Annotated in this window: 28 protein-coding genes and 3 tRNA genes; 12 read left to right on the top strand and 19 right to left on the bottom strand. The window is 55.9% G+C overall.

What is annotated here, in order from left to right; genetic code table 11:
- Positions 1-98: 98 nt before the first annotated feature.
- Entirely contained in the window at positions 99-851 is a 753-nt protein-coding gene (locus SP68_RS11165; RefSeq protein WP_040968586.1) for an SDR family oxidoreductase, read from the top strand.
- A gap of 1,310 nt (positions 852-2,161) precedes the next feature.
- On the opposite strand, the gene SP68_RS11170 is transcribed toward SP68_RS11165, so the two are convergent.
- From SP68_RS11170 to SP68_RS11180, 3 genes are all read right to left on the bottom strand, one after another.
- A tRNA-Val gene (locus SP68_RS11170) sits at positions 2,162-2,238 on the bottom strand.
- 4 nt (positions 2,239-2,242) lie between these two features.
- Positions 2,243-2,319 (bottom strand) — tRNA-Val (locus tag SP68_RS11175).
- A 4-nt stretch (positions 2,320-2,323) separates the two neighbouring features.
- Positions 2,324-2,400: transfer RNA gene (locus tag SP68_RS11180), tRNA-Val, on the bottom strand.
- Between the two features lie 254 nt (positions 2,401-2,654).
- On the opposite strand from SP68_RS11180, the gene SP68_RS11185 reads away from it, so the two are divergent.
- Positions 2,655-3,233: an LOG family protein gene (locus SP68_RS11185; RefSeq protein WP_008804612.1), complete on the top strand. Its 579-nt coding sequence runs from the start codon at positions 2,655-2,657 to the stop codon at positions 3,231-3,233.
- Here the strand turns inward: SP68_RS11185 and ydgU are convergent.
- From ydgU to mdtK, 3 genes are all read right to left on the bottom strand, one after another.
- Positions 3,226-3,309, bottom strand: coding sequence for a small membrane protein YdgU (gene ydgU, locus SP68_RS29200; RefSeq protein ID WP_002907795.1), 84 nt, complete (start codon positions 3,307-3,309; stop codon positions 3,226-3,228). The two genes, SP68_RS11185 and ydgU, sit on opposite strands and share 8 nt — an antisense overlap.
- A gap of 64 nt (positions 3,310-3,373) precedes the next feature.
- Positions 3,374-3,781, bottom strand: coding sequence for an acid resistance repetitive basic protein Asr (gene asr / locus SP68_RS11190; RefSeq protein WP_040968584.1), 408 nt, complete (start codon positions 3,779-3,781; stop codon positions 3,374-3,376).
- A gap of 177 nt (positions 3,782-3,958) precedes the next feature.
- Positions 3,959-5,332, bottom strand: coding sequence for an MdtK family multidrug efflux MATE transporter (gene mdtK, locus SP68_RS11195; protein WP_012541512.1), 1,374 nt, complete (start codon positions 5,330-5,332; stop codon positions 3,959-3,961).
- A gap of 229 nt (positions 5,333-5,561) precedes the next feature.
- Here mdtK and SP68_RS11200 point away from each other — a divergent pair, with 229 nt between their 5' ends.
- Positions 5,562-6,197 (top strand): riboflavin synthase, encoded by a 636-nt coding sequence (locus SP68_RS11200; RefSeq protein ID WP_012541513.1) that lies wholly within the window; start codon positions 5,562-5,564, stop codon positions 6,195-6,197.
- A gap of 35 nt (positions 6,198-6,232) precedes the next feature.
- Here SP68_RS11200 and cfa read toward each other — a convergent pair whose 3' ends face one another.
- Together cfa and punC are read right to left on the bottom strand one after the other, a co-directional pair.
- On the bottom strand, positions 6,233-7,381 hold the full coding sequence (gene cfa / locus SP68_RS11205; protein ID WP_008804616.1) for a cyclopropane fatty acyl phospholipid synthase: 1,149 nt from the start codon (positions 7,379-7,381) through the stop codon (positions 6,233-6,235).
- Between the two features lie 293 nt (positions 7,382-7,674).
- The gene (punC, locus tag SP68_RS11210; protein WP_012541514.1) at positions 7,675-8,856 is read right to left on the bottom strand and encodes a purine nucleoside transporter PunC; all 1,182 of its coding nucleotides are present in this window, start codon (positions 8,854-8,856) and stop codon (positions 7,675-7,677) included.
- Between the two features lie 112 nt (positions 8,857-8,968).
- On the opposite strand from punC, the gene punR reads away from it, so the two are divergent.
- Positions 8,969-9,880: a DNA-binding transcriptional activator PunR gene (gene punR / locus SP68_RS11215; protein WP_012541515.1), complete on the top strand. Its 912-nt coding sequence runs from the start codon at positions 8,969-8,971 to the stop codon at positions 9,878-9,880.
- Positions 9,881-9,899: 19 nt separating this feature from the next.
- Here punR and purR read toward each other — a convergent pair whose 3' ends face one another.
- Positions 9,900-10,925 carry an HTH-type transcriptional repressor PurR gene (gene purR, locus SP68_RS11220; protein ID WP_004202888.1) on the bottom strand — a complete coding sequence of 342 codons (1,026 nt, stop codon included), beginning with the start codon at positions 10,923-10,925 and terminating at the stop codon, positions 9,900-9,902.
- 292 nt (positions 10,926-11,217) lie between these two features.
- On the opposite strand from purR, the gene cydH reads away from it, so the two are divergent.
- Together cydH and SP68_RS11225 are read left to right on the top strand one after the other, a co-directional pair.
- Positions 11,218-11,310 carry a cytochrome bd-I oxidase subunit CydH gene (gene cydH / locus SP68_RS27820; protein ID WP_012968036.1) on the top strand — a complete coding sequence of 31 codons (93 nt, stop codon included), beginning with the start codon at positions 11,218-11,220 and terminating at the stop codon, positions 11,308-11,310.
- A 167-nt stretch (positions 11,311-11,477) separates the two neighbouring features.
- Positions 11,478-12,644, top strand: a complete 1,167-nt coding sequence (locus SP68_RS11225; RefSeq protein ID WP_016161205.1) for an MFS transporter — start codon at positions 11,478-11,480, stop codon at positions 12,642-12,644.
- A 62-nt stretch (positions 12,645-12,706) separates the two neighbouring features.
- Here SP68_RS11225 and sodB read toward each other — a convergent pair whose 3' ends face one another.
- Positions 12,707-13,288: a superoxide dismutase [Fe] gene (gene sodB / locus SP68_RS11230; protein WP_002907771.1), complete on the bottom strand. Its 582-nt coding sequence runs from the start codon at positions 13,286-13,288 to the stop codon at positions 12,707-12,709.
- Between the two features lie 482 nt (positions 13,289-13,770).
- Between sodB and SP68_RS11235 the strand changes: the two genes are divergently transcribed.
- Positions 13,771-14,256, top strand: a complete 486-nt coding sequence (locus SP68_RS11235) for a helix-turn-helix domain-containing protein (RefSeq protein WP_040968583.1) — start codon at positions 13,771-13,773, stop codon at positions 14,254-14,256.
- On the opposite strand, the gene SP68_RS11240 is transcribed toward SP68_RS11235, so the two are convergent.
- A complete protein-coding gene (locus SP68_RS11240) occupies positions 14,211-15,083 on the bottom strand; it encodes a C40 family peptidase (RefSeq protein WP_012968037.1) in 873 nt (290 codons plus the stop codon). The genes SP68_RS11235 and SP68_RS11240 overlap by 46 nt on opposite strands.
- A gap of 340 nt (positions 15,084-15,423) precedes the next feature.
- Here SP68_RS11240 and SP68_RS11245 point away from each other — a divergent pair, with 340 nt between their 5' ends.
- The gene (locus tag SP68_RS11245; RefSeq protein WP_002907768.1) at positions 15,424-15,771 is read left to right on the top strand and encodes a Grx4 family monothiol glutaredoxin; all 348 of its coding nucleotides are present in this window, start codon (positions 15,424-15,426) and stop codon (positions 15,769-15,771) included.
- A 47-nt stretch (positions 15,772-15,818) separates the two neighbouring features.
- Here SP68_RS11245 and rnt read toward each other — a convergent pair whose 3' ends face one another.
- The 4 genes from rnt to SP68_RS11265 form a co-directional block, all read right to left on the bottom strand.
- The gene (rnt, locus tag SP68_RS11250) at positions 15,819-16,466 is read right to left on the bottom strand and encodes a ribonuclease T (RefSeq protein ID WP_008804623.1); all 648 of its coding nucleotides are present in this window, start codon (positions 16,464-16,466) and stop codon (positions 15,819-15,821) included.
- 137 nt (positions 16,467-16,603) lie between these two features.
- Positions 16,604-17,011, bottom strand: a complete 408-nt coding sequence (gene gloA / locus SP68_RS11255) for a lactoylglutathione lyase (RefSeq protein ID WP_002907764.1) — start codon at positions 17,009-17,011, stop codon at positions 16,604-16,606.
- Between the two features lie 78 nt (positions 17,012-17,089).
- The gene (gene nemA / locus SP68_RS11260; protein WP_008804624.1) at positions 17,090-18,187 is read right to left on the bottom strand and encodes an alkene reductase; all 1,098 of its coding nucleotides are present in this window, start codon (positions 18,185-18,187) and stop codon (positions 17,090-17,092) included.
- Positions 18,188-18,240: 53 nt separating this feature from the next.
- Entirely contained in the window at positions 18,241-18,840 is a 600-nt protein-coding gene (locus SP68_RS11265) for a TetR/AcrR family transcriptional regulator (protein WP_008804625.1), read from the bottom strand.
- 138 nt (positions 18,841-18,978) lie between these two features.
- On the opposite strand from SP68_RS11265, the gene SP68_RS11270 reads away from it, so the two are divergent.
- The 3 genes from SP68_RS11270 (at position 18,979) to sodC (ending at position 20,757) form a co-directional block, all read left to right on the top strand.
- Positions 18,979-19,221, top strand: a complete 243-nt coding sequence (locus SP68_RS11270; protein WP_008804626.1) for a DUF1289 domain-containing protein — start codon at positions 18,979-18,981, stop codon at positions 19,219-19,221.
- A gap of 48 nt (positions 19,222-19,269) precedes the next feature.
- Positions 19,270-20,166, top strand: coding sequence for an aldo/keto reductase (locus tag SP68_RS11275; RefSeq protein ID WP_008804627.1), 897 nt, complete (start codon positions 19,270-19,272; stop codon positions 20,164-20,166).
- Positions 20,167-20,235: 69 nt separating this feature from the next.
- Complete coding sequence (gene sodC / locus SP68_RS11280) at positions 20,236-20,757, top strand: superoxide dismutase [Cu-Zn] SodC (RefSeq protein WP_040968582.1); 522 nt, start codon at positions 20,236-20,238, stop codon at positions 20,755-20,757.
- On the opposite strand, the gene SP68_RS11285 is transcribed toward sodC, so the two are convergent.
- From SP68_RS11285 to SP68_RS11295, 3 genes are read right to left on the bottom strand one after another with little or no spacing between them, the layout of a single operon-like run.
- Positions 20,750-22,774 (bottom strand): FUSC family protein, encoded by a 2,025-nt coding sequence (locus SP68_RS11285; protein WP_040968581.1) that lies wholly within the window; start codon positions 22,772-22,774, stop codon positions 20,750-20,752. The two genes, sodC and SP68_RS11285, sit on opposite strands and share 8 nt — an antisense overlap.
- Complete coding sequence (locus SP68_RS11290; RefSeq protein ID WP_012968041.1) at positions 22,774-23,670, bottom strand: efflux RND transporter periplasmic adaptor subunit; 897 nt, start codon at positions 23,668-23,670, stop codon at positions 22,774-22,776. Before SP68_RS11290 ends, SP68_RS11285 begins: the two co-directional genes overlap by 1 nt.
- 10 nt (positions 23,671-23,680) lie before the next feature.
- The gene (locus tag SP68_RS11295) at positions 23,681-23,917 is read right to left on the bottom strand and encodes a DUF1656 domain-containing protein (protein ID WP_004143834.1); all 237 of its coding nucleotides are present in this window, start codon (positions 23,915-23,917) and stop codon (positions 23,681-23,683) included.
- Positions 23,918-24,089: 172 nt separating this feature from the next.
- Here SP68_RS11295 and slyA point away from each other — a divergent pair, with 172 nt between their 5' ends.
- A complete protein-coding gene (gene slyA, locus SP68_RS11300) occupies positions 24,090-24,530 on the top strand; it encodes a transcriptional regulator SlyA (RefSeq protein ID WP_008804631.1) in 441 nt (146 codons plus the stop codon).
- A gap of 36 nt (positions 24,531-24,566) precedes the next feature.
- Here the strand turns inward: slyA and SP68_RS11305 are convergent, their stop codons facing one another.
- The gene (locus tag SP68_RS11305; protein WP_022066459.1) at positions 24,567-25,928 is read right to left on the bottom strand and encodes an MASE4 domain-containing protein; all 1,362 of its coding nucleotides are present in this window, start codon (positions 25,926-25,928) and stop codon (positions 24,567-24,569) included.
- Positions 25,929-25,965: the final 37 nt, after the last annotated feature.

The raw sequence follows: 25,965 nt of genomic DNA on the forward strand, positions 1-25,965 counted from the left end.
TTCCGGACTCCTGCTAAAGAATGATGGATTATTGACCCTATATCGTCCGACACGGCCTGTCTATGATCAAAAGGAAGAAGCCATTCGGAGACAGAGATATGCAAACGATAATGATCACCGGCTGTTCATCGGGTTTTGGCCTGGAGACGGCGCGTTATTTTCTCGAGCAAGGCTGGAAGGTTATTGCCACAATGCGGGTTCTACGCGAGGATCTGCTGCCGGCCAGCGACCGTCTGCGGCTGGTGCGTCTTGACGTCACTTCGGCGCAGAGTATCGCAGAGGCCATTGCCGAAGCCGGAGAGATTGATGTGCTGGTTAACAACGCCGGGGTGGGGATGCTTAATGCCCTGGAGGGCGCGTCGCGCGAGGCGATAGCAGACCTGTTTGCCACCAATACCCTGGGAACGATTGCCATGACCCAGGCGGTGATCCCCCGGTTCAGAGCGCGCCGAAGCGGGACGATCGTTAATATTACCTCGGCGGTCACCCTGCAACCGATGCCCCTGCTGGCGGTATACACCGCGAGTAAGGCGGCGGTGAATGCCTTCACGGAGTCGCTGGCGCTGGAGCTCCGTGCTTTTAATATTCGCGTCGGGTTGATCCTCCCGGGACGCGCCCCGCAGACCCGCTTCGGGGAAAACGCTCGTCGAACGATGGGCCAGCTCCCGGAGAGCTATGCGGCGCTCGGGCAGCAGATCCTCGACAGCATCCAGGATAACGCCAGCGTGACGCAGGCTGTCGATGTGGCTCAGGCCGTCTGGCGGATGGTGAACGATCCTCAGCCCCCTTCGCGGCTGCCGGCAGGGGAAGATGCCCTGGCGATGGCGCAGGCCAGTCTTCGCCGTGTCTGAAGACAATATGCGGGTCTTGTCTGTCAGACGGTAGGTGCGCAAGCTGCCGCTGCGCTTTATGGCCAGGGGAATATTATCCCTGTCAGTATCGACTGGATAATATTAGCGGGTTATACGACATAACGGTCAGGCGGCGCTTACTGATGTAAATCAGGATACCAATGTCTTTCATGGTGCGTTTTCGCCGCTTATTCTGGATATGTGCGAACCGCCCGCCATATTATGACATCATCAATGGCTCAGGTCTTTTATATGTAATTTCTCAATGTAATTCGGGCGTTAATCTTAAAAAGTTAGTCTGGCCCGGTCGGGGCTGGACTTTCTTTATTCTACTGTGGCATGGTTTCATCCCTGCTGTACCGCGCTCGCTTTTTTACGCCAGGGAATAGTTTCCATTATGGAATATTTCTTTGGTGGATTATGAATATAAAACGAACATTACTCATCATACTTTTCCGTGTTATCAGGGGAGCAGGTATGGGATTAGGTACTTTAGGTATCGCGCTGGCTGGCTGGTTCTTTTTTTTCTCAGTAAATGAATATAAATTTCTCTGGGGTTTACTTTCAGTTGTGGAATTCCTGGTGGGGTATCTGATATATCGATTTTCATATGCATATATTTATGATGAATGGAATGATTATCATTAAAAATTAAACGGCGTGGTCTGTTGATCGATTTTTGATGCTCATGACTGTGGAGTAAAAATATGAGTGTGATGGGTGCCCTTTCAAATACTTGAAGTGTCGTTTTGCCAGCGTTAATTTTGTCTGAATCTGAGGGACGAGACCCAGTGCAATTTGTGAACGGGCTTCATGACGTAAAATTCGGGCCACACTGAGTGAAATTTCAGGTTAGAGGCCGAAACTCATGCGGCATTGTTTTCCGTTATGATAGTAGTGAAAGTGCCATTTTTGCTTCCTGATTTGCTGACAAACAGGGAGAGGCCTTCCATGTCGGTCAGAGAGTAGTTTTGAGGATGAATCGCAGCGTTACGAATGGCCGTGTCGGTAATGGCATAGTCGTCACCTTAGTTTTGTCTGCAGTATTCTGTAACGTCAACGCCTGAATTTTTGAAGCCTGAAATGTTTTCCGCCGGGAAAAAATGCCTTGCTGCAATGATACTTTTCCCGTCGTTCGTGGACTAAAGCGCCATTTCGATGTGCTCAAAAATGTACTTAAAAGGGTTGGCTTCCCCTGCACGAGTGTGGAATATGCAAGGAAAAATCTTTGCCAATACACAACATTTTAAGTCAGCAATACCATCGGGGGGCAGGTGATAAAACACAGAAATTACAGAAGGATAACTGATTGGTGCGTCTGAATGGACTCGAACCATCGACCCCCACCATGTCAAGGTGGTGCTCTAACCAACTGAGCTACAGACGCATTATGGTGCGTTTAATTGGACTCGAACCAACGACCCCCACCATGTCAAGGTGGTGCTCTAACCAACTGAGCTATAAACGCATTATGGTGCGTTCGATTGGACTCGAACCAACGACCCCCACCATGTCAAGGTGGTGCTCTAACCAACTGAGCTACGAACGCAATGTTGTGGTGACAACGGGGACGCATATTAGCGGCAGGGAGAGGATGTGGCAAGAGGTAAACGTCACTTTTCTTGCACATTGCATGCGATTGCGGAACTTTTACCCATTCCGGATATATTTTACTGAACCACAAGGATATTTCTTCGCCAGCGAGCGTCATGACTCGCTTTTTTCTGCCCGTCTAACTCTGCGCGGTAGGGTTGCCGTTGTGTTAAATTATCGGCCACCAGAAGAGAAGGAGTCATAACGAAGATGAAATCGATTGGTATTTTTTGCGGTTCTTCAGCTGGCGAACATCCGCTGTATCTCGACACCGCCCGTCTGGTCGGACGTACGCTGGCGCAGCAGGGGCTGGCGCTTGTCTATGGCGGCGGCAAAGTCGGTCTGATGGGGGCGGTCGCCGATGCGGCGCTGGAGGCCGGTGGCGTGGTGATCGGCGTGATGCCGCGCGGCCTGGTGGAGCGGGAAATTGCCCACCGCGGCTTGACGGAGCTGCATGTGGTCGAGGATATGCACGAGCGGAAAACCAAAATGGCGGCGCTGGCGGATGGCTTTATTGCCCTGCCGGGCGGGGCGGGGACGCTCGAAGAGATTTTCGAACAATGGACCTGGGCGCAACTGGGGATCCATGAGAAACCGTGCGCGTTCCTGAATATCAAGGGTTATTACGATCCGCTTCAGGCGATGGTCGACAACATGGTACGGGAAGGATTTATGCACCCGCGCTACGCGGAGATGCTGCCGTTTGCTACCTCGGCAGACGAGATTATCGCCGGTTTTCGCGACTATACGCCGCCGGCCCGTAAATGGGTTCAGCAGCCCGCTATTTAAACATCAAGCGCAGGGTAAACAGCGCGCAGACGATGAGCAGTAACAGCAGCAATTCGAAGCGATAGCGTTGCAGCATGATGTCCTCCTGAAAAAAAACCGGCGCTGTTCAGCGCCGGTTTATCACCTTAACGCCCTGACCATTATGCCGCCGGTTTAACCGCCGGTTTAGCTGCGTGGTGTGCCGCTTTATGATGTTTCTTTGCAGCCTGCGCTTTCTGCGCGACTGCCGGTTTCGCAGCGGCTTTATGGTGTTTCTTCGCCGCCTGGGCTTTCTGCGCGACTGCCGGTTTCGCAGCGGCTTTATGGTGTTTCTTCGCCGCCTGGGCTTTTTGCTCAGCAGCCGGTTTTGCAGCGGCTTTGTGGTGTTTCTTCGCCGCCTGGGCTTTCTGCTCGGCTGCCGGTTTCGCGGCCGCTTTGTGATGTTTCTTATGGTGAACGGTGGTATGGCTGGCAGCTGCGGCCGGGGTGGCGCTTGCGGCATCGGCAGCGAAAGCAACTGATGACAGACCCATAGCAGCGGCAACAACCAGAGCTAATACTTTTTTCATTCTGAAATCCTCGAATTGGTTTCTTGAGTAACCCCACTGCGGGGCTGTTGACCACACTATATGCGTCTCGGGGAGTGCCATCAGTGAGTCTTTGGTGTCGGGGAGTAACGGAATGTACAACGTGGTCGCAATGCCGGAGAACGAAAAAGCCCGCCGGAGGGGCGGGCTTTGCAGGGACTAGCGCGCGGCGCGCTGTAAGATGATGCTGGAGGGCTGGCGCTGTAGAAAACGCATCCGCAGCATCATCATGATGGCGGCGGAGGTCAGGCCGATGATAAATCCACACCAGAAACCGGCGGGCCCCATGCGTGGCACAACCATATCGGTCAACGCCAGCAGATAGCCGCTCGGCAAACCCAGCACCCAGTACGCGGTAAAGGTAATAAAAAAGATAGACCGGGTATCTTTATAGCCGCGCAGAATGCCGCTGCCGATCACCTGGATGGAGTCGGAGATCTGATAGATAGCCGCCAGCAGCATCAGGTGTGAGGCCAGCAGCACCACCTCGGGATTATCGTTATACAGCAGGGCAATCTGTTCACGCATCAGCACGGTAAAGATAGCGGTAAATACCGCCAGACAGACGCCCACGCCCACGCCGGTGCGGGCCGAAACCTGGGCATCGATCGTTGAACCTTGTCCGAGACGGAAGCCGACGCGAATGGTGACCGCCGCCGCCAGCGATAGCGGCAGAACGAACATCAATGAGCTGAAGTTAAGCGCGATCTGGTGACCGGCGACGTCAATGATCCCCAGCGGGGAGACCAGCAGCGCGACGACGGCAAACAGCGTGACTTCAAAGAACAGCGCCAGAGCAATGGGCAGCCCCAGCTGCACCAGCCGTAACAGGACGGCGACATCGGGGCGGCTGAAGCGCTCGGCGCAGCGGATATCCCGCATCGAACGCGCCCGACGCACCCACCACAGCATGCTGGCGAACATCACCCAGTAAACCGAAGCAGTCGCTACGCCACAGCCGACACCGCCCAGCTCGGGCATGCCGAAATGACCATAGATAAAGATATAGTTCACCGGAATGTTGACCAGTAAGCCGATAAAGCCCATGACCATCCCGGGTTTGGTTTTCGCCAGCCCTTCACACTGATTACGGGCAACCTGGAAGAACAGATAGCCCGGCGCGCCCCACAGCAGCGCGCGCAGATAGCCAACCGCCTTCTCAGCCAACAGCGGGTCGATATTATGCATGGAGCTGATGATATAGCCGGCGTTCCACAGCACGACCATAATCAGCACCGAGACAAAGCCGGCCAGCCAGAAGCCCTGACGCACCTGCTGTGCGATGCGATCCCGCCGTCCGGAGCCGTTAAGCTGCGCCACCACCGGGGTCAGCGCCAGCAGCAGCCCGTGGCCAAAGAGGATCGCCGGCAGCCAGATGGAGGTCCCGATGGCCACGGCGGCCATATCCGTGGCGCTGTAGCCACCCGCCATCACGGTATCGACAAAACCCATCGCTGTCTGCGCCACCTGCGCAAGGATGACGGGTATAGCCAGAGCTAATAACTGACGCGCTTCAACGAAATACTTCTGCACGTGAACACCTTTATTTTGTTGTTATTTTGAGACTAAAAAAGCCGCCGTAACTGGCAGCAAGGGGATAAAAATGAGGAATTTCCAGTCTATTGTAGCGAGGATTAGCCATTAAGCCAGTGAAAAAAGAGTCGAGGCACGAAGCGCGCTGGCAACCGCTTTGCCCTCCTGTTATTGTTCCCGATAGCGAAAACGGTAATGATACCGTCATGATTTTCAACAGGAGCCTAACATGTTTACTGGTATTGTTCAGGGAACCGCGAAAGTGGTCTCCATTGATGATAAACCCAATTTTCGCACCCATGTGGTGGAGCTACCGGCGCATATGCTGGAGGGGCTGGAAACCGGCGCCTCGGTAGCCAATAACGGCTGTTGCCTGACGGTGACCGAAATAAACGGCGCGCACATCAGCTTCGATCTGATGAAAGAGACGCTGCGGATTACCAACCTCGGCGATATTCAGATCGGGGATGAAGTGAACGTCGAGCGGGCGGCGAAATTCAGTGATGAAATCGGCGGGCATCTGATGTCCGGCCATATTATGACCACCGCGGAAATCGTGAAGATCCTCACTTCCGAAAATAACCGTCAGATCTGGTTTAAAGTGCAGGATCCGACGCTGATGAAATATATCCTTTATAAAGGATTCATCGGTATTGATGGCATTAGCCTGACGGTGGGCGAGGTGACGGCAACCCGCTTCTGCGTGCATCTTATCCCGGAAACGCTGCAGCGGACCACGCTGGGCGCGAAAAAGCTGGGTGACCGCGTCAATATTGAGATTGACCCGCAAACTCAGGCGGTTGTCGATACGGTTGAACGCGTGCTGGCCGCGAAAGACGTTGCGTCTAAGGTGAATGAAGCCTGAAAAAAATCCCCCGCCGGTGAGCGGGGGAGATTTTGTTAGCGGGCGATGCGTAGCCCATGTTCAATGCCGCGCGAGAACACTACCTGCCAGAGCTGAATGTCACGGGCGCGGAAGGCGCCGGCGCAGGCGTTCAGATAATAGCTGAACATCCGTTTGAAACGTTCAGAATAGTTATCGGCAATTTCCGGCCAGCTGGCGAGAAAACGCTCATACCAGGCCATCAGGGTGGTGTCATAATCGGCGCCGAAGTTATGCCAGTCTTCCATCACAAAGTGCTTCTCGCTGGCATCGGCGATCTGCCGAACCGACGGCAGACAGCCGTTGGGGAAGATATATTTATCGATCCACGGGTCGACGTTATGGTCGGTGACTTTGGAACCGATGGTGTGCAGTAAGAAACGGCCGTTGGGTTTCAAATTACGATCCGCGACCTCAAAGTAGGTGGCGTAATTTTTCGGTCCCACGTGCTCGAACATACCGACGGAGACGATACGGTCAAAGCTGTCGTGCAGATCGCGATAGTCCTGGAGCCGAATCTCCACGTCAAGATCAGCGCAGCGTGCCTGGGCCATCTTTTGCTGCTCGGCGGAGATGGTCACGCCGACAACGCTGACCTGGTAATTTCGCGCCATATACTCGGCGAGCCCGCCCCATCCACAGCCGATGTCCAGTACCCGCATCCCCGGCTCAAGCTCCAGCTTACGACAGATGAGGTCCAGTTTAGCCTGCTGCGCCGCTTCGAGGGTTTGCGCCTCTTTCCAGTATCCGCAGGAATACTGCATGTAGGGGTCAAGCATTCGGCTGAAGAGATCGTTGCCGAGATCGTAATGCTCTTTGCCAACAATCCAGGCGCGTTTTTTACTTTGCAGATTGAACAGGCGAGCGCCTGCGATGCGGAGTGTATCTTTGAAATGGTGAGGGAGCTGTTTTTCCAGTCCGGCGCGAAGCACTTTGTGGAAGAATATATCCAGACGCTCGCAGTCCCACCAGCCGTCCATATAGCTTTCGCCTAACCCCAGCGACCCCTCCTGCAGGACACGTTTAAAGAAAAGAGGGTTTTTAATTCGCAGGTCTGACGGCGCGGAGCCATTGATTTCTATTCCCGCACGGCCCAATAATTCAGCTGCAATCCGGTACCAGTCATCATTTGGTACACTTACTTCTTCTATACACGATGAACTCATAGCTTCTCCATCACGCCCAAGTGATCAGAACCTTAAAACAGCGTAGACGCTTTTTTGGCTTTGTGAGAAATCTCACGGATAATCCGTGAAGTCGCTATCCGACGTAGAACAGAGGAAGGGAGATAACCCTTGCCGAAAGGCCTTCCATGGTGAAACGGAGGCATCCTGCATCCGTTAATATTTAACTATTTTCTATTTATGTGAACCCGGATCCAGTATAGGACGCTAAGTACTGGCTTTCAATAAAATTTTCTTAGCATGCTAACGACTGGTCCGGGCAACGGCGATGGGCGTTACGCGTGGGAAGAGTGGGGGGTCAGCTCCGGCGTTTGCTGCAGGCGATAGCCGATTCCGGCTAAGCCAATCGAGACCAGCATCACACTGGTGGTGGTCAGCAGCGGCGTGGCGATCAGCGCCGATACCAGCAAACTGGTCAGGAAGCACAATCCCAGCTGCAGCGTATTCTGCAGCGCCGCCGCGCGGCCCGTTGCCTGAGGGAAGGGCTTCAGCGCCTGGGCGACCACAATGGGATAGATCCCGCCGTTGACCACCGCCATCATGCAGAACGGGATCATTAACGCCACCAGCGAGGCATGCGTTTGCAGGCCGACCAGCCAGGTGGCGGCAACGCTGACGGCGAAGACCACCAGCAGCCACGGCAGCATCTGTTGTCCTGACCATTTTTGTAGCAGTGCGCGACAACCATAGCCGCCCACCAGAAAGGCGATGGTCTGTGGGATATAGCTCAGGCCGATAGCGGTTGGGCCATAGCCCATTTCGTGCAGGATAAAAGGTGAACCGGTAAGCCAGGCGAAGAAGCTGGCGGAGCAGGCGGCGTAGATCAGGACGTTGCCGCTGTATTCCCGGGAGCGCAGCAGCGCGAGAAAGGTGATCTTCTGCTGTGTCACTGCTACCGACTTTGCGGCTGCCTTCAGGCGCAGGGCAGGCAGCATCAGCAGCAGAGTAATGGCAAACAGGGTGGCGAAGATGGCTTGCCACTCGAAGTGCACCAGTAGCCAGCTACCCAGCAGCGGGGCCAGCGCTGGCGACAGTCCTACCAGCGGCATAATGGTGGCGAAGATGCGGTTCGTGCGCTGGGCAGGATAGTAATCGGTGACCATCGCCTGCCAGGTAACGGCCGCGGCACAGACGCCAATCGCCTGCAAAAAGCGCAGCGCCAGCATCAGGGTAGCGTTGTGCACCCACAGCATCCCCAGACAGCCGGCCGCGAAAATTGCCAGGCCGCTCAACAGCACCGGTTTGCGCCCATAGCGGTCCGACAGCGGCCCCCAGAACAGCTGCCCCAGCGCGAAGCCGGCGAGGAACAGGCTCAGGCTGGCGCTGATGGAGGCAGCGGAGGTATTGAGATCCTGCTGCATGGCGGCAAACGCCGGCAGGTACATATCGGTGGCCAGAAAGCCCAGCACGCTCAGGCCGGCCAGCCAGACTAAAAATCCTTTCCCAGGTTGTGACATAACGTTCTCATTTTTGGAGTACAGGTACGATGCCGCAGAGTGTAGGGAGTGCATTGTGGCTTGTGAAACGCTAATATTTGTCACATGCATTCAAAAATTTTGCAGGCAGAAAATGTGGTCTGAATACTCTCTGGAAGTGGTTGATGCCGTGGCCCGCAACGGCAGCTTCAGCGCGGCCGCGCAGGAGCTGCACCGGGTGCCCTCCGCCATCAGCTATACCGTGCGTCAGCTTGAAGAGTGGCTGGCCGTTCCCTTGTTTGAGCGCCGCCATCGTGATGTGGAGCTGACGCCCGCAGGGGTCTGGTTCTTACAGGAAGGGCGCTCTGTTATCAAAAAAATGCAGATCACCCGCCAGCAGTGCCAGCAAATCGCCAACGGCTGGCGCGGGCAGCTGTCGATCGCGGTGGATGATATTGTGAAACCGGCGCGGATGCGCCAGATGATCGTCGATTTCTATCGCCATTTTCCCGACGTCGAGCTCATCGTTTTCCAGGAAGTGTTCAACGGCGTATGGGATGCGCTGGCCGACGGCCGTGTAGAACTGGCGATTGGCGCAACGCGATCTATTCCGGTCGGGGGCCGCTATGCGTTTCGCGATATGGGGATGCTGAGCTGGGACTGCGTGGTGGCGAGCGATCACCCGCTGGCGAAGATGGAGGGACCCCTGAGCGATGATGTCCTGCGTAACTGGCCGTCGCTGGTGCGGGAGGATACGTCACGTTCACTGCCCAAACGAACAACCTGGCTGCTGGATAACCAGAAGAGGGTGGTGGTCCCCGACTGGGAATCGTCGGCCACCTGTCTGTCGGCGGGCCTCTGCGTCGGCATGGTGCCGAGCCATTTCGCCCGACCATGGGTAGATCGCGGCGTGTGGACCGCGCTGGCGCTGGAGAATCCGTTCCCGGATGCCGCCTGCTGTCTGACCTGGCAGCAGAGTGATGCCTCACCGGCGCTGAACTGGATGCTCGACTATCTGGGGGACAGCGACACGCTGAATCGGGAATGGCTGCGGGCGCCGGAGTGATCCGCGCCCGCCAGATGCCTTACCGACGATAATCGACAAACGGGCCATCCGCCACGGAGCGGCGTTCGACCAGACGAGGATGAACTTCGATAGACTGCGACTCTTCACGCTTATTAACGATACGATCCAACAGCATGTTAAATGCGGCTTCGCCCAGGGAATCTTTCGGCTGATGAATAGTGGTTAACGCCGGGCTGAAATAGCGGGCGTTACGCACATTATCATAACCGATCAGCGAAATGTCCTGCGGCACCCGCAGCCCCATTTCATCCGCCGCGCAGATAGCGCCCATCGCCATGATATCGCCGCCGCAGAACACCGCCGTCGGACGGTGCTGCTGGCTTAAGATCTGCTGCATAGCGCGGTAGCCGGACTCCGGCTCGAAGTCGCCCTGCACAATCCAGTTTTCCGGCACGCTGATATGCGCCTCTTTCATTGCCTGCATAAAGCCGGCCAGGCGGCCTGCGCCGGTGTTGCGCTCCAGCGGACCCGGGATCACGCCGATTTCACGATGGCCACGTTCAATCAGGTAGCGTCCGGCGATATAGCCGCCCTGGAAGGCGTTATCGATCACCGCATCGGTGAAGTCGGCTTTTGCTTCGCCCCAGTCCATCACCACCATCGGGATATGGCGATACTCTTCCAGCATGCTCAATACCGAATCCGGATATTCGGAACACATCACCAGCAGACCGTCGACACGCTTCTGCGCCATCATCGACAAATAGGCGCGCTGTTTTTCCGGATCGTTCCATGCGTTGCCGAGGATCAGGGTGTAGCCCTTCTGGAAGCAGCTCTTTTCAACAGACTCAATAATTTCAGCAAAATAGGCGGCTTCGCTACTGGTCGCCAGCAGACCAATCGATTTTGTATGATTGACTTTCAGGCTGCGGGCCACGGCGCTCGGCGAGTAGTGCAGCTCTTTGATCGCCGCCCACACCGCATTGCGCGTCTCTTCGGCAACGAAACGGGTTTTGTTAATTACATGTGATACAGTTGTAGTGGAAACGTTTGCGCGCTTCGCTACATCTTTAATAGTTGCCATTACATCTCACTCCATGCCTTGACCTGATCGCCTGATCATCGATACGTAAACGTTTGCCTACACACACCCTGAATACAATTTTCAACATTGCATCACGTCGGGAAAACGACACAGAACGACAGGAAGGGGTCAATGGCCGATACGCTTTTAAATTAGCGTGGGATTTTGTCCGATCTTGGGGCAAAGTGGAAGAGCAAAAATGTGCATCGCCCTAAATCCCGGAAGATTTTTGCGATTTTTTGTGCAAAAATGAGCAAGCTCACTTTTGGTGTGGGGATAACAAGAGGGAAAAATGATGGATACCAATTTAAAGTTTTCGCTGATCACCACGGTTATTGCCCTCGGCGTGATCGTTGCTTTCAGCCTGACCGCCATACTGCACTAATGTTCCAGTGAGGGAGGAGCGCGGCCTCCTCCCCGTATCCCGCCATTATTATCAATTCTGCAAAAATCTTTTGTCATTTCGTTCACTTTTGTTTTTTTGTGATTGATGTCATGCTTTTGACTTCTGATGTTACGCCGTCCTCTCTGACGGTCTGATGGAGTCATTGAATGAAAATCAACTTTCCTTTACTTGCGCTGGCGATCGGCGCCTTTGGCATCGGTACCACCGAGTTCTCCCCAATGGGATTGCTGCCGGTGATTGCGAAAGGTGTGGACGTCTCAATCCCAGTGGCGGGAATGCTGATCAGTGCGTATGCCATCGGCGTCATGGTCGGCGCGCCGTTGATGACCCTGCTGTTGTCACATCGCGCGCGGCGCAATGCGCTGATTTTTCTGATGGGGATCTTCACCGTCGGCAACCTGTTGTCATCCATTGCGCCGGATTACACCACCTTGCTGCTGTCGCGCATTATTACCAGCCTCAACCACGGTGCTTTCTTTGGCCTGGGGTCAGTGGTCGCAGCCAGCGTCGTGCCAAAGCATAAGCAGGCCAGCGCGGTAGCCACGATGTTTATGGGGCTCACCATCGCCAACATCGGCGGTGTACCGGCGGCCACCTGGCTTGGCGAAACCATCGGCTGGCGGATGTCCTTCCTGGCCACCGCGGGGTTAGGCCTGCTGGCGATGGTCAGTCTGTGGTTCTCTCTGCCGAAGGGCAGCGCCGGTGAGCGCCCGGATGTCAAAAAAGAGCTTTCAGTCCTGCTACGCCCGCAGGTACTCTCCGCCTTGCTGACTACCGTGCTCGGTGCCGGGGCAATGTTTACGCTGTATACCTATATCTCGCCAGTGCTCAATACGCTGACCCACGCTTCATCGCTGTTTATTACCGCGATGCTGGTGCTGATTGGCGTTGGTTTTTCGCTGGGCAACTATCTGGGCGGCAAATTCGCCGACCGGTCGGTCTCTGGCACGCTGAAAGGCTTTCTGCTGCTGCTGATGGCGATCATGCTGGCGATCCCGCTGCTGGCGCAATCCCAGGCCGGAGCGGCCATCAGCATGATTGTCTGGGGCGCAGCCACCTTTGCGGTGGTTCCGCCGCTGCAGATGCGGGTCATGCGCGTGGCGCATGAAGCGCCGGGGCTCTCTTCTTCGGTGAATATCGGCGCGTTCAACCTCGGCAACGCGCTGGGCGCCGCCGCCGGTGGGGCGGTGATCTCTGGCGGACTGGGCTATGCGTTTGTGCCGGTGATGGGGGCGATTATCGCCGGTCTGGCGCTGCTGCTGGTCTGGTTCAGCGGACGAGCGCAGCCGGAAGAGGCCTTTGCCCGCCAGTAACGCGAGTGTAGGGAAGGGCTAAAAAAAACCGCAGCCGGGGAGACCCTGCTGCGGTTTGTCGTTTATGCCGCCAGGTTGGCCGCAACAAACTTCCAGTTAACCAGCGCCCAGAAATGGTCCAGGTAGCTTGGACGGGCATTGCGGTAGTCGATGTAGTAGGCGTGTTCCCAGACGTCAACGGTCAGCAGCGGCTTCGCGTCGGTGGTCAGCGGGGTACCGGCGTTGCTGGTGGAGACGATAGCCAGGCTGCCGTCGGCATTTTTGACCAGCCAGGTCCAGCCCGCGCCGAAGTTTTTCGCTGCGGCATCGGTAAATTTGGCTTTAAAATCCGCAAAGCTGCCGAAGGATTTGGCAATCGCGGCCGCTAACTCGCCTTCCGGTTCGCCGCCGGCGTTCGGCGCCAGGCAGTTCCAGTAGAAGGTGTGGTTCCAGACCTGGGCTGCGTTGTTGAATACGCCGCCTTCAGAAGTGCGGACGATCTCTTCGAGAGATTTGCCTTCGAACGCAGTGCCTTTGATCAGGTTGTTGAGGTTAGTGACATACGCCTGGTGGTGTTTACCGTAGTGATATTCCAGGGTTTCTGCGGAAATGTGCGGCGCCAGGGCGTCTTTTGCATATGGTAATGCAGGTAATTCAAACGACATTGCTACTCTCCTTATAACTTTTTGTTTTAGCTCACATTGACAAGATGAGGCTTTCGCCTGAATCGTGTTCTGGCCACCCGACGCTGTCGCGTCACGGGCTGTTATTGTATTGAGAATGTTAACATTTGCCGCAAGCAGTGAAAAGCCTTACAACGATAAAGGCTATTGCCGCAGGCGCAACTGATGAAGGCTTAACCGTTTTCTACGGGGCGAGGCGTCAAACCGCTCGCAGATGTTGCAAAAATGTATAAGGAGACGCCGTCTGCGCTTTTCCGACTCTCGCAGGGAAGGTTTAACGTCTTCTGTTTTTCTCTGACGATCGCAGCCGCGCATCATGGTTGAGGGTGATATGTCTTTAAAATTAATGGTTTAATTAAAATATGCGCCCAGGCAATCGCCGCTATGCCAATAATTCATTGTCTATTTTGCTATTTGTATGACAAATATGACCGCCGACATGAATTTCCCACAGGATGGCTACGATGGCAAAAACAGGTGAGGCGGTGAGCCCGAAGATGATCCCGGTTGTGCGGGGGATCGTTGACTGGATCGAAGCCCATATTTTAGACACCCTGCCGGTCAGCACGATTGCGAAAAAGTCCGGTTATTCGCACTGGTATTTCCAGCGGCAGTTCGCCATGGTGACCGGCTGCACGCTGGCGAACTACGTCAGTCGGCGAAAAATGACCATTGCGACAATCTATTTAACGCAGACGCAAGCGTCGATACAGAGTATTTCTCAGTGCCTGGAATACGACGGACAGGCCGCTTTCTGCCGGACCTTTCACCGTCACTTTGGTATGTCGCCCACCCGCTATCGTCGGGAAGCGCCGGGCAAGGAGATGAATATGCAGTATCCTTTGACGGTAGAAGGGAAAGACGCGCAGGTGAGGCGGTCTGCCGCCGTAGCGGCAGACCAGGATCAGCGAATGGTTTTCGGCGTCATGACGCGACGAGCGCCAACATAATGGCGAACCCAGTAATCCTCGCTCAGGGAGGTGATTTGTATATCACGACCTGTGCGTGGTGATTGAATAAATTTCCCGTTGCCGACGTAGACGCCAACGTGGTCGGCAGTACCGCGTCCGCGGGTGCGGAAGAAGACCAAATCGCCGCTCTGCAGTTCATCACGATCCACCGGACGCGCATCGCGCAGGTGGTACATTTCATTAGCCGTACGCGGGATGTGAATTTTGACCAGGTCCTTATAGGCGTAATAAACCAGTCCGCTGCAGTCAAAGCCGGTACGTGGCGAGGTGCCGCCCCAGCGATAGGGTTTACCCAACTGGCCCATCAATTTGTTCATGGCGGTACTTTGCGCTTTCTGCACCCGGACTTTATGGGCGTCGGCGATCGTTAAATTCGCATCGCTGGCCTCAGGTTTACAGCGTTTTTTATAGCCCTTACGCACCACGCATTTACTTTTGACGCTGTTCAGCGCCAGGGTCGGCTCGGCGCTGGCGGCGACCGTTTTCGCGCACTGCTTTTTATAACCTTTACGCAGCACGCATTTTTTCGTCGCGCCGGCGGCCTGACGATGAAGTGCGGTTTGGCTTGCTGCGGTAGTGCGGGAAGGGAGCCGGGTGCTCGAGGACTTTTTACTGGTGGTTTTAGCGGTGGTTTTACTTTTTTGACTGGTAGCTTTTTTCTTGCGCTCTGAGCCACTTTTCGCGGGCAACGCTTTTGGCGAAGCGGAGGCGTGCGTATGCCCTGACGCCTGAGCCAGTGGCGTGAATGAGATAGATGTGAACAGTAATGCACAGAGCGATATCGCGATTTTGTTTAGCCGCGCCACTGAGCAATCCCCTGATTAATTACAGACATGTACAAATGCCTGACGATGAATGACAAACCGGAATGATTCTAAAGCATAAAAACCCGGAAAGTTAATATTCTTTTGTATCAAAAATGTCGATTGGTTAACGATTGCAAGAAAACGCGTCAGACATTGACCGTCTCGCACAGAAAATGCGCAATGAGCGCCCGCCTGCGACGGCAAAATGATATTTTTAAGGCAACTTCGCGCAACAGAAGATAAAATATGAATAGTGAAAAAAATGTTATTATCCGTCCTGCCTACAGGACGCTACAATGACAAGTTACTGCCGTAGAAAGAAGTTTAAGGAAGCACGACAATGAGCTCGACTTTAGAAAAGATCCAACGCCAAATCGCTGAAAACCCGATCCTGTTGTACATGAAAGGGTCGCCGAAGCTGCCAAGCTGCGGTTTCTCTGCCCAGGCCGTTCAGGCGCTGTCCGCCTGTGGCGAACGTTTTGCTTACGTTGATATTCTGCAGAACCCGGATATCCGCGCCGAGCTGCCTAAATACGCCAACTGGCCGACTTTCCCGCAGCTGTGGGTAGACGGTGAACTGGTGGGCGGCTGCGATATCGTCATCGAAATGTACCAGCGCGGTGAACTGCAGCAGCTGATCAAAGAGACGGCGGCGAAGTACCACACCGACGAGCCGAAAGCGGAGTAATTCCCGCCATCAGTAAAAAAGCGACTTCCTGGAAGTCGCTTTTTTTATCACTCCGGGGTGGCCACGGGCAGCGGCCAGCCACCCAGACGCTTCCAGCGGTTCACAATCTCACAAAACAGCTGCGCCGTCTGCTCGGTATCGTACAGGGCGGAGTGGGCCTGCGCGCCATCGAACGCCATACCCGCGGCGATACAGGCTTTCGACAGCACCGTCTGGCCCAGCGCCAGCCCGCTCAGCGCGGCGGTGTCGAAGGTAACAAACGGATGGAACGGGTTGCGTTTTAGCCCCGCGCGTTCGGCGGCGGTCATGGTGAAGCTGTGGTCAAAGGTGGCATTGTGCGCCACCATGATGGCCCGGCTGCAGTCGCTCTCTTTCATCCCTTTGCGTACCATTTTGAAGATGGCATGCAGGGCATCGTATTCGCTGACGGCGCCGCGCTCCGGGTCGTGCGGGTTAATTCCGTTAAAGGCCAGCGCTTCGGGCTGCAGATTGGCGCCCTCGAAAGGTTCAACATGGAAATGCAGCGTTTCATCGGGCATCAGCCAGCCTTGCTCATCCATCTTCAACGTAATGGCGGCGATCTCCAGCAGGGCGTCGGTTTTGGCATTAAATCCTGCGGTTTCAACATCAATCACCACCGGATAAAAACCGCGGAAACGGTCGCACAGACCATTCAGTTGAGCATTCTCGGACATCAGATTCTCTTAGCTGGAAAAAAGTAGCGCGCATTATGGCAAATTTTGCCGCGGCTTGCAGCAGGCAGGGGTGAAAACAACGGGCGCCGCAGCGCCCGGGCGAGCCATGGCATTAAAGAGGCCTGGCTCGGGAAGCGTTAGTTGCCCAGACCTTTGCCGGCATCTTTCTCTTCAATGAGCTCGATTTTGTAACCGTCCGGATCTTCCACGAAGGCGATGACGGTGGTGCCGCCTTTTACCGGGCCGGCTTCACGGGTGACGTTGCCCCCGTTCTGGCGGATCCGTTCGCAGGCTTCGGCGGCGTTGTCGACGCTCAGCGCGATATGGCCGTAGGCGGTGCCCAGCTCATAGCTGTCCACGCCCCAGTTGTAGGTCAGTTCAATCACCGCGGTTTCGCTCTCTTCGCCGTAGCCGACAAAGGCGAGGGAGTACTTGTACTCCGGGTTTTCGCTGGTGCGCAGCAGCTTCATGCCCAACACGTTGGTATAGAAGTCGATAGAACGTTGCAGGTCGCCAACGCGCAGCATGGTGTGGAGTAAGCGCATAATGTCCCCTATGCAGTTTATTTGATAGATCAGAACCTTGAGTATAGCGGCGATACGTCGCCGCTATCAATGGAGGGATTACAGCGTAGGGTAGTCGGTGTAGCCTTCCGCGCCGCCGCCATAGAAAGTTTCCGGGCGCTGGGGGTTGAGCGCCGCTTTTTTCTGCAGACGGGCCACCAGATCCGGGTTGGCGATGTAATCGCGGCCAAAGGCCACAGCATCAATGAGCCCTTTATTGATAAGATCGTTGGCTTTTTCTACCGTGTAGGCGCCAGCGCCAATGATCACGCCCGGGAAGCGGTCGCGAACTTTCTGACGGAAGGCTTCGCTGTACGGCTTGCCGCCCGCCCAGTCCGGCTCGGACATGTGCAGATAGGCGATACCGCGTTTTGCCAGTTCGCTAATCAGATACAGCGCGTCTTCTTCTTCGTTCGGGCCATTATCCACATTCTGGAAGCTGCCAATCGGCGACACGCGGATGCCGATCCGGTCAGCGCTCCACTCTTTGCTCACGGCGTCGACCACTTCCAGTACCAGACGGGCACGGTTCTCAACGCTGCCGCCGTACTGATCGGTACGCTGGTTCGCCGACGGCGAGAGGAACTGGTGCAGCAGATAGCCGTGGGCCGAGTGCAGCTCGACCAGATCGAAGCCAGCGTCACGGGCATTGCCGACCGCCTGACGGAAATCGTCGACGATCCCCGGGATCTCTTCGGTTTCCAGGGCACGCGGCATCGAGGTGTCGGCGCGAATAGCATGGCCGTTTTCATCGCGCAGGGAGGTGCGAGTACCGGCGCTCAGCGCAGACGGTGCTACCGGCGCGGCGCCGCCAGGTTGCAGGCTGCTATGGGAAATACGCCCGGTGTGCCACAGCTGGACGGCGATACGGCCATTTTCCGCATGAACACCGGCGGTGATTTTCTGCCAGGCGGCAATCTGCTCCGGGCTGTGCAGGCCTGGCGCGCCGGCATAGCCTTTGGCCTGGGCAGAAATCTGCGTCGCTTCGGTGATGATCAGGCCGGAGCTGGCGCGCTGGCGGTAGTATTCGCCCATCAGCGGGGTAGGGATATCGCCCGGCTCGATGCTGCGCAGACGCGTCAACGGCGCCATAAATACGCGATTAGGGACGGTGACCGCACCGACTTTCAGCGGGCTGAATAATTTTGCTTCCGACATAGTGACTCCTGAGTAGACCGGTCGTCTAGTAACTGATGAAATAAAAACGCCTGTTATACCGCAGGCGCCGCAATAATCTGTTTGGCGTGGGCAAGGGCGCTTTCCAGCGGCCTTGCGCTACGCGTAATTTTGGCCTGCAGGTTGGCCCCGAGCCACAGGGAATACAGCACCTGCGACAGGGTCATGGCCTCGCCGTCAAACGCCAGACTGCCTTCCTGACGTCCTTTCTCCAGCGCGTCGCCCAGCAGGGCGATAATCTGACTGGCACCATGGTCCATGGCGGTACGCATATCTTCCGACAGGTCGCAAACCTCTGCCGACAACTTGACGGTAAGACAGCCGCTAATAATCCCCTGCTGGCAGAACTGATTCAGCGTGTGCTGATAATAAGCCAGCAGGCGGTCACGATAGTTGCCGTCGCCATGATCGAAGTGGTCGACCAGGCGCTGCAGATATCCGGTGTAGTGATGTTCGAGCAGCGCGACGCCGAAGGCTTCTTTAGAGCGGAAGTAATGGTAGAAAGAGCCCTTGGGCACTTCCGCCGTCTTCAGAAGTTCGCTCAAGCCCATTCCGGTAAAACCGCGATGCATGCAGAGCTGCTCGCCGGTGACCAGGATATGTTCTCGGGTATCGCATTCGCTGTGTCTGTTCATGGAGCACACTGTAGTAGACCGATTGGTCTAATGCAAGCGTCGGCGGAAAAATGTTAGCTGGCGCAGCACGTAGTGAACAAAATTTGCGTCGGCGCGGGGAAACGTCTTCAATGAAAGGAGACGAGGGACAGGAGACGTGTGGTGGCAGAGCAGTTAGAGTTTTTCCCGGTGCAGAGCCCGTGCCGGGGAATATGTCAGACCGACGAGCGCGGCTACTGTCGCGGCTGTTTCCGCAGCCGTGAGGAACGTTTTAACTGGCAAACGATGAGCGATGCGCAGAAACAGGAGGTGTTGCGTCTCTGCCGCCAACGGCTGCTGCGCAAAATACGCGCGAACAAGCCGGAACCGGCGGAAGAACCGCAGCAACCCTCACTGTTTTAAACCAAAAAGTACGTATACTCAGTACACTTTTTTATTGAGGAAGCGGTTATGGTTCAGCGTATTGCTATGGCTCCCCAGGGGCCGGAATTTTCGCGTTTTGTGATGGGCTACTGGCGTCTGATGGACTGGAAAATGTCGCCAGGCGAGCTGGTCAGCTTTATTGAACAGCATCTCGATTTAGGCGTAACCACTGTCGATCACGCCGATATCTATGGCGATTATCAGTGTGAGGCTGCCTTTGGCGAAGCGCTGAAGCTGGCGCCGCATCTGCGTAATCGCATGGAAATTGTCAGCAAATGCGGCATCGCCACCCGGGCGCGGGCTGAAAACACCATCGGCCACTATATCACCGACCGCGACCACATCGTGCTGAGCGCTGAGCAATCGCTGCGTAATCTGGCGACGGACCATCTCGATCTGCTGCTGATCCATCGGCCGGATCCGCTAATGAATGCCGATGAAGTGGCTGAGGCGTTCCTCGCGCTGCATCACAGCGGAAAAGTGCGCCACTTTGGCGTATCTAACTTTACCCCAGCCCAGTTCACTCTTCTGCAGTCGCGCCTGCCGTTTACCCTGGCCACCAATCAGGTCGAAATCTCGCCGGTGCATCAGCCGCTGTTGCTCGACGGCACGCTCGATCAGCTGCAGCAGCTGCGTATTCGTCCGATGGCGTGGTCCTGCCTTGGCGGCGGACGCCTGTTCAATGAAGAGGGCTTCCAGCCGCTGCGCGATGAGCTGGCGCAGGTAGCGCATGAGCTCAATGCCGACAGCATCGAGCAGGTGGTCTACGCCTGGATATTGCGTCTGCCCTCGCAGCCGCTGCCGATTATCGGCTCGGGCAAAATCGAACGCGTGCGTTCCGCGATCGTGGCCGAAAAACTTAGCATGACCCGTCAGCAGTGGTTCCGTATCCGCAAAGCCGCGCTCGGTTACGACGTACCGTAACGGGCATTTCGCCTCCGGAAAGGCGTTCCTGGTTTACACTTAACAGGGAGACAGCCATCCGGAGGTGTTATGCAACGATGTATTCTCGCGATCTTATCCCTCGCATTTTGCGCTGGCGTACAGGCCGTCAGTGAAGATGTTCAACTTAATCTCGTGACCCCCCAGGGCGTCGGGCAGTCCATCGGCAGTGTAAAAATCACCGAAACCGACCGCGGCCTCGAGTTCGCCCCCGAACTGCGGGCATTGCCGCCGGGCAAGCACGGCTTTCATATTCATGCCGAAGGCAGCTGCCAGCCGGCGATGAAAGAGGGCAAAGCGGTGGCCGCCGGGGCGGCGGGCGGACATTATGACCCGCAACATACCGGGAAACACGAAGGGCCGCTGGGCACCGGGCATCTTGGCGATCTGCCTCTGCTGGTGGTCAACGACGCGGGCGTGGCCGACCAGCCAATTATTGCCCCACGTCTGAAAACGCTGAATGAGGTGAAGGGGAAAGCGCTGATGGTCCACGTGGGCGGCGATAATATGGCCGACAACCCGCAGCCGCTGGGCGGCGGCGGCGAGCGGTTTGCCTGCGGGGTGATTAAGTAGTCTTTTCGCCAATCGTGCCGGCGATCGGGGCCTGTTCGAGCTGTGACAGGGCGCAATACAGTCGCCAGATTGCGGCGGCCAGCTCCCGGGCCGCTGGCTGATGATGGTGGTTCAGGACGTCGCAGATCCGCAGCAGCTCCTGCAGGGTGGAGGCCAGCGGGCGCTGCTGCACGCCGCGCTCGCTCATCACATCGCGCAGCAAATTGATGCACAGGTCGCGCACCTGGGCGAGGGGATCGGAGCGGGTTTCCCATTCCCGAAGCTGCCAGACGACGTGCGAGCAGTTGAGCAGCACCACCCCCCAACGTAGTAACCAGCGCCGTGCCAGGGCATCTTTACTCTGACTGAGCTGGCTGACATGGTGGTACACCAGCGATTCAAATTCATGTTCGCTATGCTGGGGATGACGGCTGAGCTGATCGACAAAGTGACGCCGTAACGCTCTGATATGGCGTCGCCCTTTGCGGGCGTCTGAGCCCGGACTGAGCACCGCAAAAGCCAGCCAGGCAAAGCCCACGCCGACAATCTTGCTTAAGTTATCATTGAAAAAAGCCGCATAGTCGTACACCGGCGGATTGGTGACGGAGATAAACGAGCCCATAAACACGATAAGCTGTCCCCACAGGCCGGCATATTTGGGCCACTGTAGCTTGAGCAACTGCATGGTGGTCAGCAGCGGGAACAGAAATAGCAGAAACTGCCACAGGTCGGTTATCTGCACCATCAGGCCGAACTTCACCACAAAACTGAACAGCGACAGCAGCACCAGGGTCTGCATCAGCAGCGTCAGCGATCGAAACGGCGAAGCCGAGACCGAATAGAGCACGCAGCAGATGGAGGCCAGGGTCAGGGCAGCCGCGCAGCTGGTCCACTGGGTGCTGATCCCCCATGCGCCAATCGTCACCAGCGCGCAAAAAGTACGGATGCCATTGAGCAAGGCCTCTGCCTGGTCGGTGTGGCGGGCCAGGGCTGGCGCCGAAGGTACGTTGAACTCGGCGATCGCCGACGCATTCTCTACCCGGCGGATCCAGCGACTGCTTTCCAGATAAATACGACAGAAATAGCGCAGTCGCGCCCAAAAGGCGATATGACGGTAATCGGCCTCCGGCGGCGGCGCCAGAGGCGCCAGAATGCGGGCGACATGATAGCTGTCAGCATGGGGAGCAGCGAGTTCAGCAAGCAGCGACTCCAGCACCTGACGAGTGTTCGCCGGCGCGTCCGGCCAGTTCAGCAACATACGTCGCAGACTGGAAATGACGCTGGTCATTCGGAGCTGCTGATGCAGCAGGTAGTTCAGCAGGGGATTCTGCCGACGGAAGCGGTAGTGACTCCAGAAGGCCTGGATGCGCAGCAGGTTCATGGTGAGGATCTGGCCAATCACGCTTTCGTGAGCGGTGCGGATGGCATCCGTCGTCTCCGGCACCCACAGCAGGCTGGCGTGCTCCAGCAGCCGGGCGTGCATGGTTTTCAGGGCCGTCAGCAGGTTGCTGCCGTCGGAGGTGCTGGGCAGGATCATCATCATGAGTCCGCCGCAGAGGATCCCAACGATGACTTCGCAGACGCGCGACTGGGCGATCACCCAAAGTTCGTAGCTGTCGCTGATGTTAATCACCGGAAACGCGATGATGGCGCAGGTATAGCCGGCAAGCTGAAAGGCGTAGGCCACGTTGTTGGTGAACAGCGCGCAGGCCCAGGTGCACAGCGCCAGCCAGCCGGAAATACTGAACAGAAACAGCCAGGGATCGTTCAGCGTATGGCCCGCCAGCAGCAGGGCGGCGCAGGCGCCGAGCAGGCTGCCGGCGATGCGGCCAAAGCTTTTACTGATCACGCCGCCGACGGTGGGAAAGCTGACCACTGCCGCGGAGGTCATCGCCCAGTACGGCTCATCGAGATCCAGCGCGTAGGCGATGCTTAACGCGAGACACATAGCGATGCCATTACGCAACGCGTATCGCCACTGTGGACGGGTGGCTTTAACCCAGGGCAGTGTGCGCCACGACAGGGCCTGCAGATTCATTACTGCCCGCCGATCGAGACAGTGCAGGTGGTGCCGGAGACCAGAGTGACGTCCGCCGGTAGCTCATTAAAGGCAATCCGCACCGGAACGCGCTGCGCGAGGCGTACCCAGGGGATATTCGGTTTGATGTTGGCCACCAGCCCGGTTCCCTGTTCCACGCTTTGATCGACAATCGCCCGGCCGATGCTGGCGACATGCCCGTGCAGCGTCTGCTGATTACTGTAGAGAATAATCTGCGCCGGATCGCCGATGCGGATATGACGCAGTTTGGTCTCTTCAAAGTAGCCCAGCACGTAAAACGAGTGGCTGTCTACCAGAGCAAAGACCGGGTGGCCGGTAGTGGCGTAATCGCCGACGCGGGTGGAGAGGTTGGTCACCCAGCCGTCCACTGGCGCTTTGACCGTTGTTTGGCTTAGCTGCCATTGCGCATGTTTCAGCATCGCTTCGCTGACGCCCAGTCCCGCTCTGGCGGCCGCCAGGTTGGTGGTGGCCGTATTCAGCGCGGTGTTGACGTTCTCAAGATCTTCAGCCGAGATCGCATTCTGCGACAGGTTGCGACGACGACGTGCCTCGCTGGCGGCCTTCGTTTGCTCAGCCTGCGCTTTCGCCACCTCGGCTTGCGCTTTCGCCTGCTGCGCCTGGGCGTTCAGCACGGCGATACGGTAGGGGGTGTCGTCGATAGTGAACAGAACATCCCCGGCGTTGACCCGTTGGTTGTCAGTCACGTTCAACTGCAGAATGCTACCGGAGACCTGAGGGGTGATCCCGACCTGCTCTGCACGCACTTTGCCGTCGCGGGTCCAGGGGGACTGGGTGTAGAAATTCCATAACAACCATGCGGCGATCAGGGCGATGGCCGCAACCAACAGCGTTGACAGATATTTTAGTTTTTTCATAGCAAGGAGATCACCAGGCAATCAGTAACACCAGGGCCAGACAGACCGAGAGCGCGAACAGGGAGAGGTCCATCAGCAGGGGATGCCAGATGTCGCCGGCATACATCCAGTCACGCAGCTGACGATGTAAAAACAACCAGATAAAAAAACCTAATAAGACGGCTTTGAACAGCGGAGGGAAATAGACGGACGCGCCGAACACCAGGTCCTGCAGCGGCAATCCGGATGTGTTAAGACTCAGTTTCACAAGCAAAAATCCTTTGCCATTACAGGGGTAACCTCAGAGCGTGCTACGCTATAACAGTGTAAATCATTGTTTTGGTTTTTGTTGAATCAAGTAATTCATTTGTTTTGATAATTCAAATGCTGCACACTATTCTAAAATCAGTATAATAACTTAGCAAGCTAATTATAAGGAGATGAAATTGGAATCGCCACTTGGTTCTGATCTGGCACGTTTAGTCCGCGTTTGGCGCGCGCTAATCGACCATCGCCTGAAACCTCTGGAGTTAACGCAGACTCACTGGGTCACGCTGCATAACATCCACCAGCTGCCGCCTGAGCAGTCGCAGATCCAGCTGGCGAAAGCCATCGGCATTGAACAGCCGTCGCTGGTGCGCACGCTCGATCAGCTGGAGGAGAAAGGGCTTATTTCTCGCCAGACCTGTTCAAGCGACCGGCGGGCCAAACGCATCAAGCTCACTGAAAAAGCTGAACCGTTGATCAATGAGATGGAAGAGGTGATAGGCAAGACCCGCGATGAAATCCTGTCGGGGGTCTCAAAGCAGGAAGTGGAAACGTTGCTCCACTTAATTCGTAAACTTGAACAAAATATCCTCGATCTCCAGGCAAAAGATTAATTTTTTAGCGGCCCGGGTTGCCCCGGGCCGTTTTTTTTAGTCGCCAGGGTGACGCCAGACCACCACCCGATTACGCCCGCTGTTTTTCGCTTCATACATGGCCGCATCTGCGCGCTCGACGCACGTTTCTGCGCTCACGCTTCTATCGCGCGTCGTATACAACCCCATACTGATGGTCATTCGCTCCGGCAGAGGGTGTTGCTCAGCGTTGACGGCCAGGCGGATACGCTCGGCGATCGCCAGGGCGTCTTTCTCGGCGGTGTTGACCAGCAGCAGGGCAAACTCCTCACCGCCAATGCGGGCAGCAGCGTCATCCGCGCGCGAATGGTTCTCCAGTACCGAGGCGGCAAACTGGATCACCTTGTCGCCGGCGACGTGGCCATAGTTATCATTGATGCGTTTGAAATGATCGAGGTCACTGATAATCACTGACAGCGGATGCTGGGGGTTTACCTTCGCCAGCTGCTGGTTCAGGGTGTCGTAGAAGAAGCTGCGGTTATAAAGCCGGGTCAACGGGTCGCGAATCGAGTTCTGGTACGAGTTGACATACTTATGGTTAGACTCACGGTAGAGCATAAAGACGTCGACCAGCAGCACCAGAATCAGGAACAGGGTACAAAGCGTTTCGAAAAAACGCGCCTGGTACCAGGTCTGATCGAGGTCCCCGGCGGTGGAGACTAGCTGGAAGAGGGTGTAAAGATAAGCGCTGCAAAAAAAAGCGCCGCTAAACCAGAAAATATTGCGTAATTTACTCAGGCTAATTAATAAAATAAGCGTGATAAACCAGATAGCCATCAGCAGCCAGCCGATAATACTTTGCCACAGTGGCGTGAAGGTATGGCTAAGATCGTCGATAAAATTGATGCTCAGCCACGGCGAGTGGCTGGAGTACACCCACGATAAAAAAATAATTGTTAATGTAAAAACGATACATGCCGCGAATGTAATTATGTGTGCTTTCAGCGAGTGCATGATGCGCTGGCGGAAGTAATACAAAACAATAGATGACATGAATAATACAGCCATCATTATATTGCGAAAGAAATAATAGATAACGGCGTCATTTTGATTAATGACCGGGGTCGTGCTGCAGGTAAGCCAGTCCGGATAGCTGCTGAGGGTGCCCAGCATCAGCAGCGCTGAACAGGCAAAGCCGAAAGCAACAGGTGTAAGGTACAGGCGGCGCTTGCTGCTCCAGTATTTCATGCCCATAAAACAGGCAATAGTAATATGAAAGACCATCAGAAAGCTGGTCAGTAGAGGAAATAATATTGATGAGGTAGTGCTGAAACTGGTATGAAAAAAAGCGGTCACTCCGGCAATGCCGAACCCGGCCAGTAAGCAAATAAAAACATATATAATAAAACGTTTAGCAACATGATTGACATGTTTGAGCATAGGCAAGATCCCAGAGAGAAAAGCAACAGCGACGTTC

The organism is Klebsiella variicola (assembly GCF_000828055.2).
Classification (GTDB): Bacteria; Pseudomonadota; Gammaproteobacteria; order Enterobacterales; family Enterobacteriaceae; genus Klebsiella; species Klebsiella variicola.

Coding starts and splice junctions, on each gene's coding strand:
- rnt (WP_008804623.1), bottom strand. CDS start 16,466: ATGTCCGAGAATGCTCAACTGAATGGTCTGTGCGACCGTTTCCGCGGT.
- ydgU (WP_002907795.1), bottom strand. CDS start 3,309: ATGCTGCAACGCTATCGCTTCGAATTGCTGCTGTTACTGCTCATCGTC.
- SP68_RS11265 (WP_008804625.1), bottom strand. CDS start 18,840: ATGAACAGACACAGCGAATGCGATACCCGAGAACATATCCTGGTCACC.
- SP68_RS11185 (WP_008804612.1), top strand. CDS start 2,655: ATGAAATCGATTGGTATTTTTTGCGGTTCTTCAGCTGGCGAACATCCG.
- SP68_RS11305 (WP_022066459.1), bottom strand. CDS start 25,928: ATGCTCAAACATGTCAATCATGTTGCTAAACGTTTTATTATATATGTT.
- SP68_RS11200 (WP_012541513.1), top strand. CDS start 5,562: ATGTTTACTGGTATTGTTCAGGGAACCGCGAAAGTGGTCTCCATTGAT.
- gloA (WP_002907764.1), bottom strand. CDS start 17,011: ATGCGCTTACTCCACACCATGCTGCGCGTTGGCGACCTGCAACGTTCT.
- sodB (WP_002907771.1), bottom strand. CDS start 13,288: ATGTCGTTTGAATTACCTGCATTACCATATGCAAAAGACGCCCTGGCG.
- SP68_RS11245 (WP_002907768.1), top strand. CDS start 15,424: ATGAGCTCGACTTTAGAAAAGATCCAACGCCAAATCGCTGAAAACCCG.
- SP68_RS11165 (WP_040968586.1), top strand. CDS start 99: ATGCAAACGATAATGATCACCGGCTGTTCATCGGGTTTTGGCCTGGAG.
- cydH (WP_012968036.1), top strand. CDS start 11,218: ATGATGGATACCAATTTAAAGTTTTCGCTGATCACCACGGTTATTGCC.
- slyA (WP_008804631.1), top strand. CDS start 24,090: ATGAAATTGGAATCGCCACTTGGTTCTGATCTGGCACGTTTAGTCCGC.
- SP68_RS11285 (WP_040968581.1), bottom strand. CDS start 22,774: ATGAATCTGCAGGCCCTGTCGTGGCGCACACTGCCCTGGGTTAAAGCC.
- cfa (WP_008804616.1), bottom strand. CDS start 7,381: ATGAGTTCATCGTGTATAGAAGAAGTAAGTGTACCAAATGATGACTGG.
- SP68_RS11235 (WP_040968583.1), top strand. CDS start 13,771: ATGGCAAAAACAGGTGAGGCGGTGAGCCCGAAGATGATCCCGGTTGTG.
- SP68_RS11225 (WP_016161205.1), top strand. CDS start 11,478: ATGAAAATCAACTTTCCTTTACTTGCGCTGGCGATCGGCGCCTTTGGC.
- purR (WP_004202888.1), bottom strand. CDS start 10,925: ATGGCAACTATTAAAGATGTAGCGAAGCGCGCAAACGTTTCCACTACA.
- nemA (WP_008804624.1), bottom strand. CDS start 18,187: ATGTCGGAAGCAAAATTATTCAGCCCGCTGAAAGTCGGTGCGGTCACC.
- sodC (WP_040968582.1), top strand. CDS start 20,236: ATGCAACGATGTATTCTCGCGATCTTATCCCTCGCATTTTGCGCTGGC.
- SP68_RS11290 (WP_012968041.1), bottom strand. CDS start 23,670: ATGAAAAAACTAAAATATCTGTCAACGCTGTTGGTTGCGGCCATCGCC.
- asr (WP_040968584.1), bottom strand. CDS start 3,781: ATGAAAAAAGTATTAGCTCTGGTTGTTGCCGCTGCTATGGGTCTGTCA.
- SP68_RS11275 (WP_008804627.1), top strand. CDS start 19,270: ATGGTTCAGCGTATTGCTATGGCTCCCCAGGGGCCGGAATTTTCGCGT.
- punC (WP_012541514.1), bottom strand. CDS start 8,856: ATGTCACAACCTGGGAAAGGATTTTTAGTCTGGCTGGCCGGCCTGAGC.
- punR (WP_012541515.1), top strand. CDS start 8,969: ATGTGGTCTGAATACTCTCTGGAAGTGGTTGATGCCGTGGCCCGCAAC.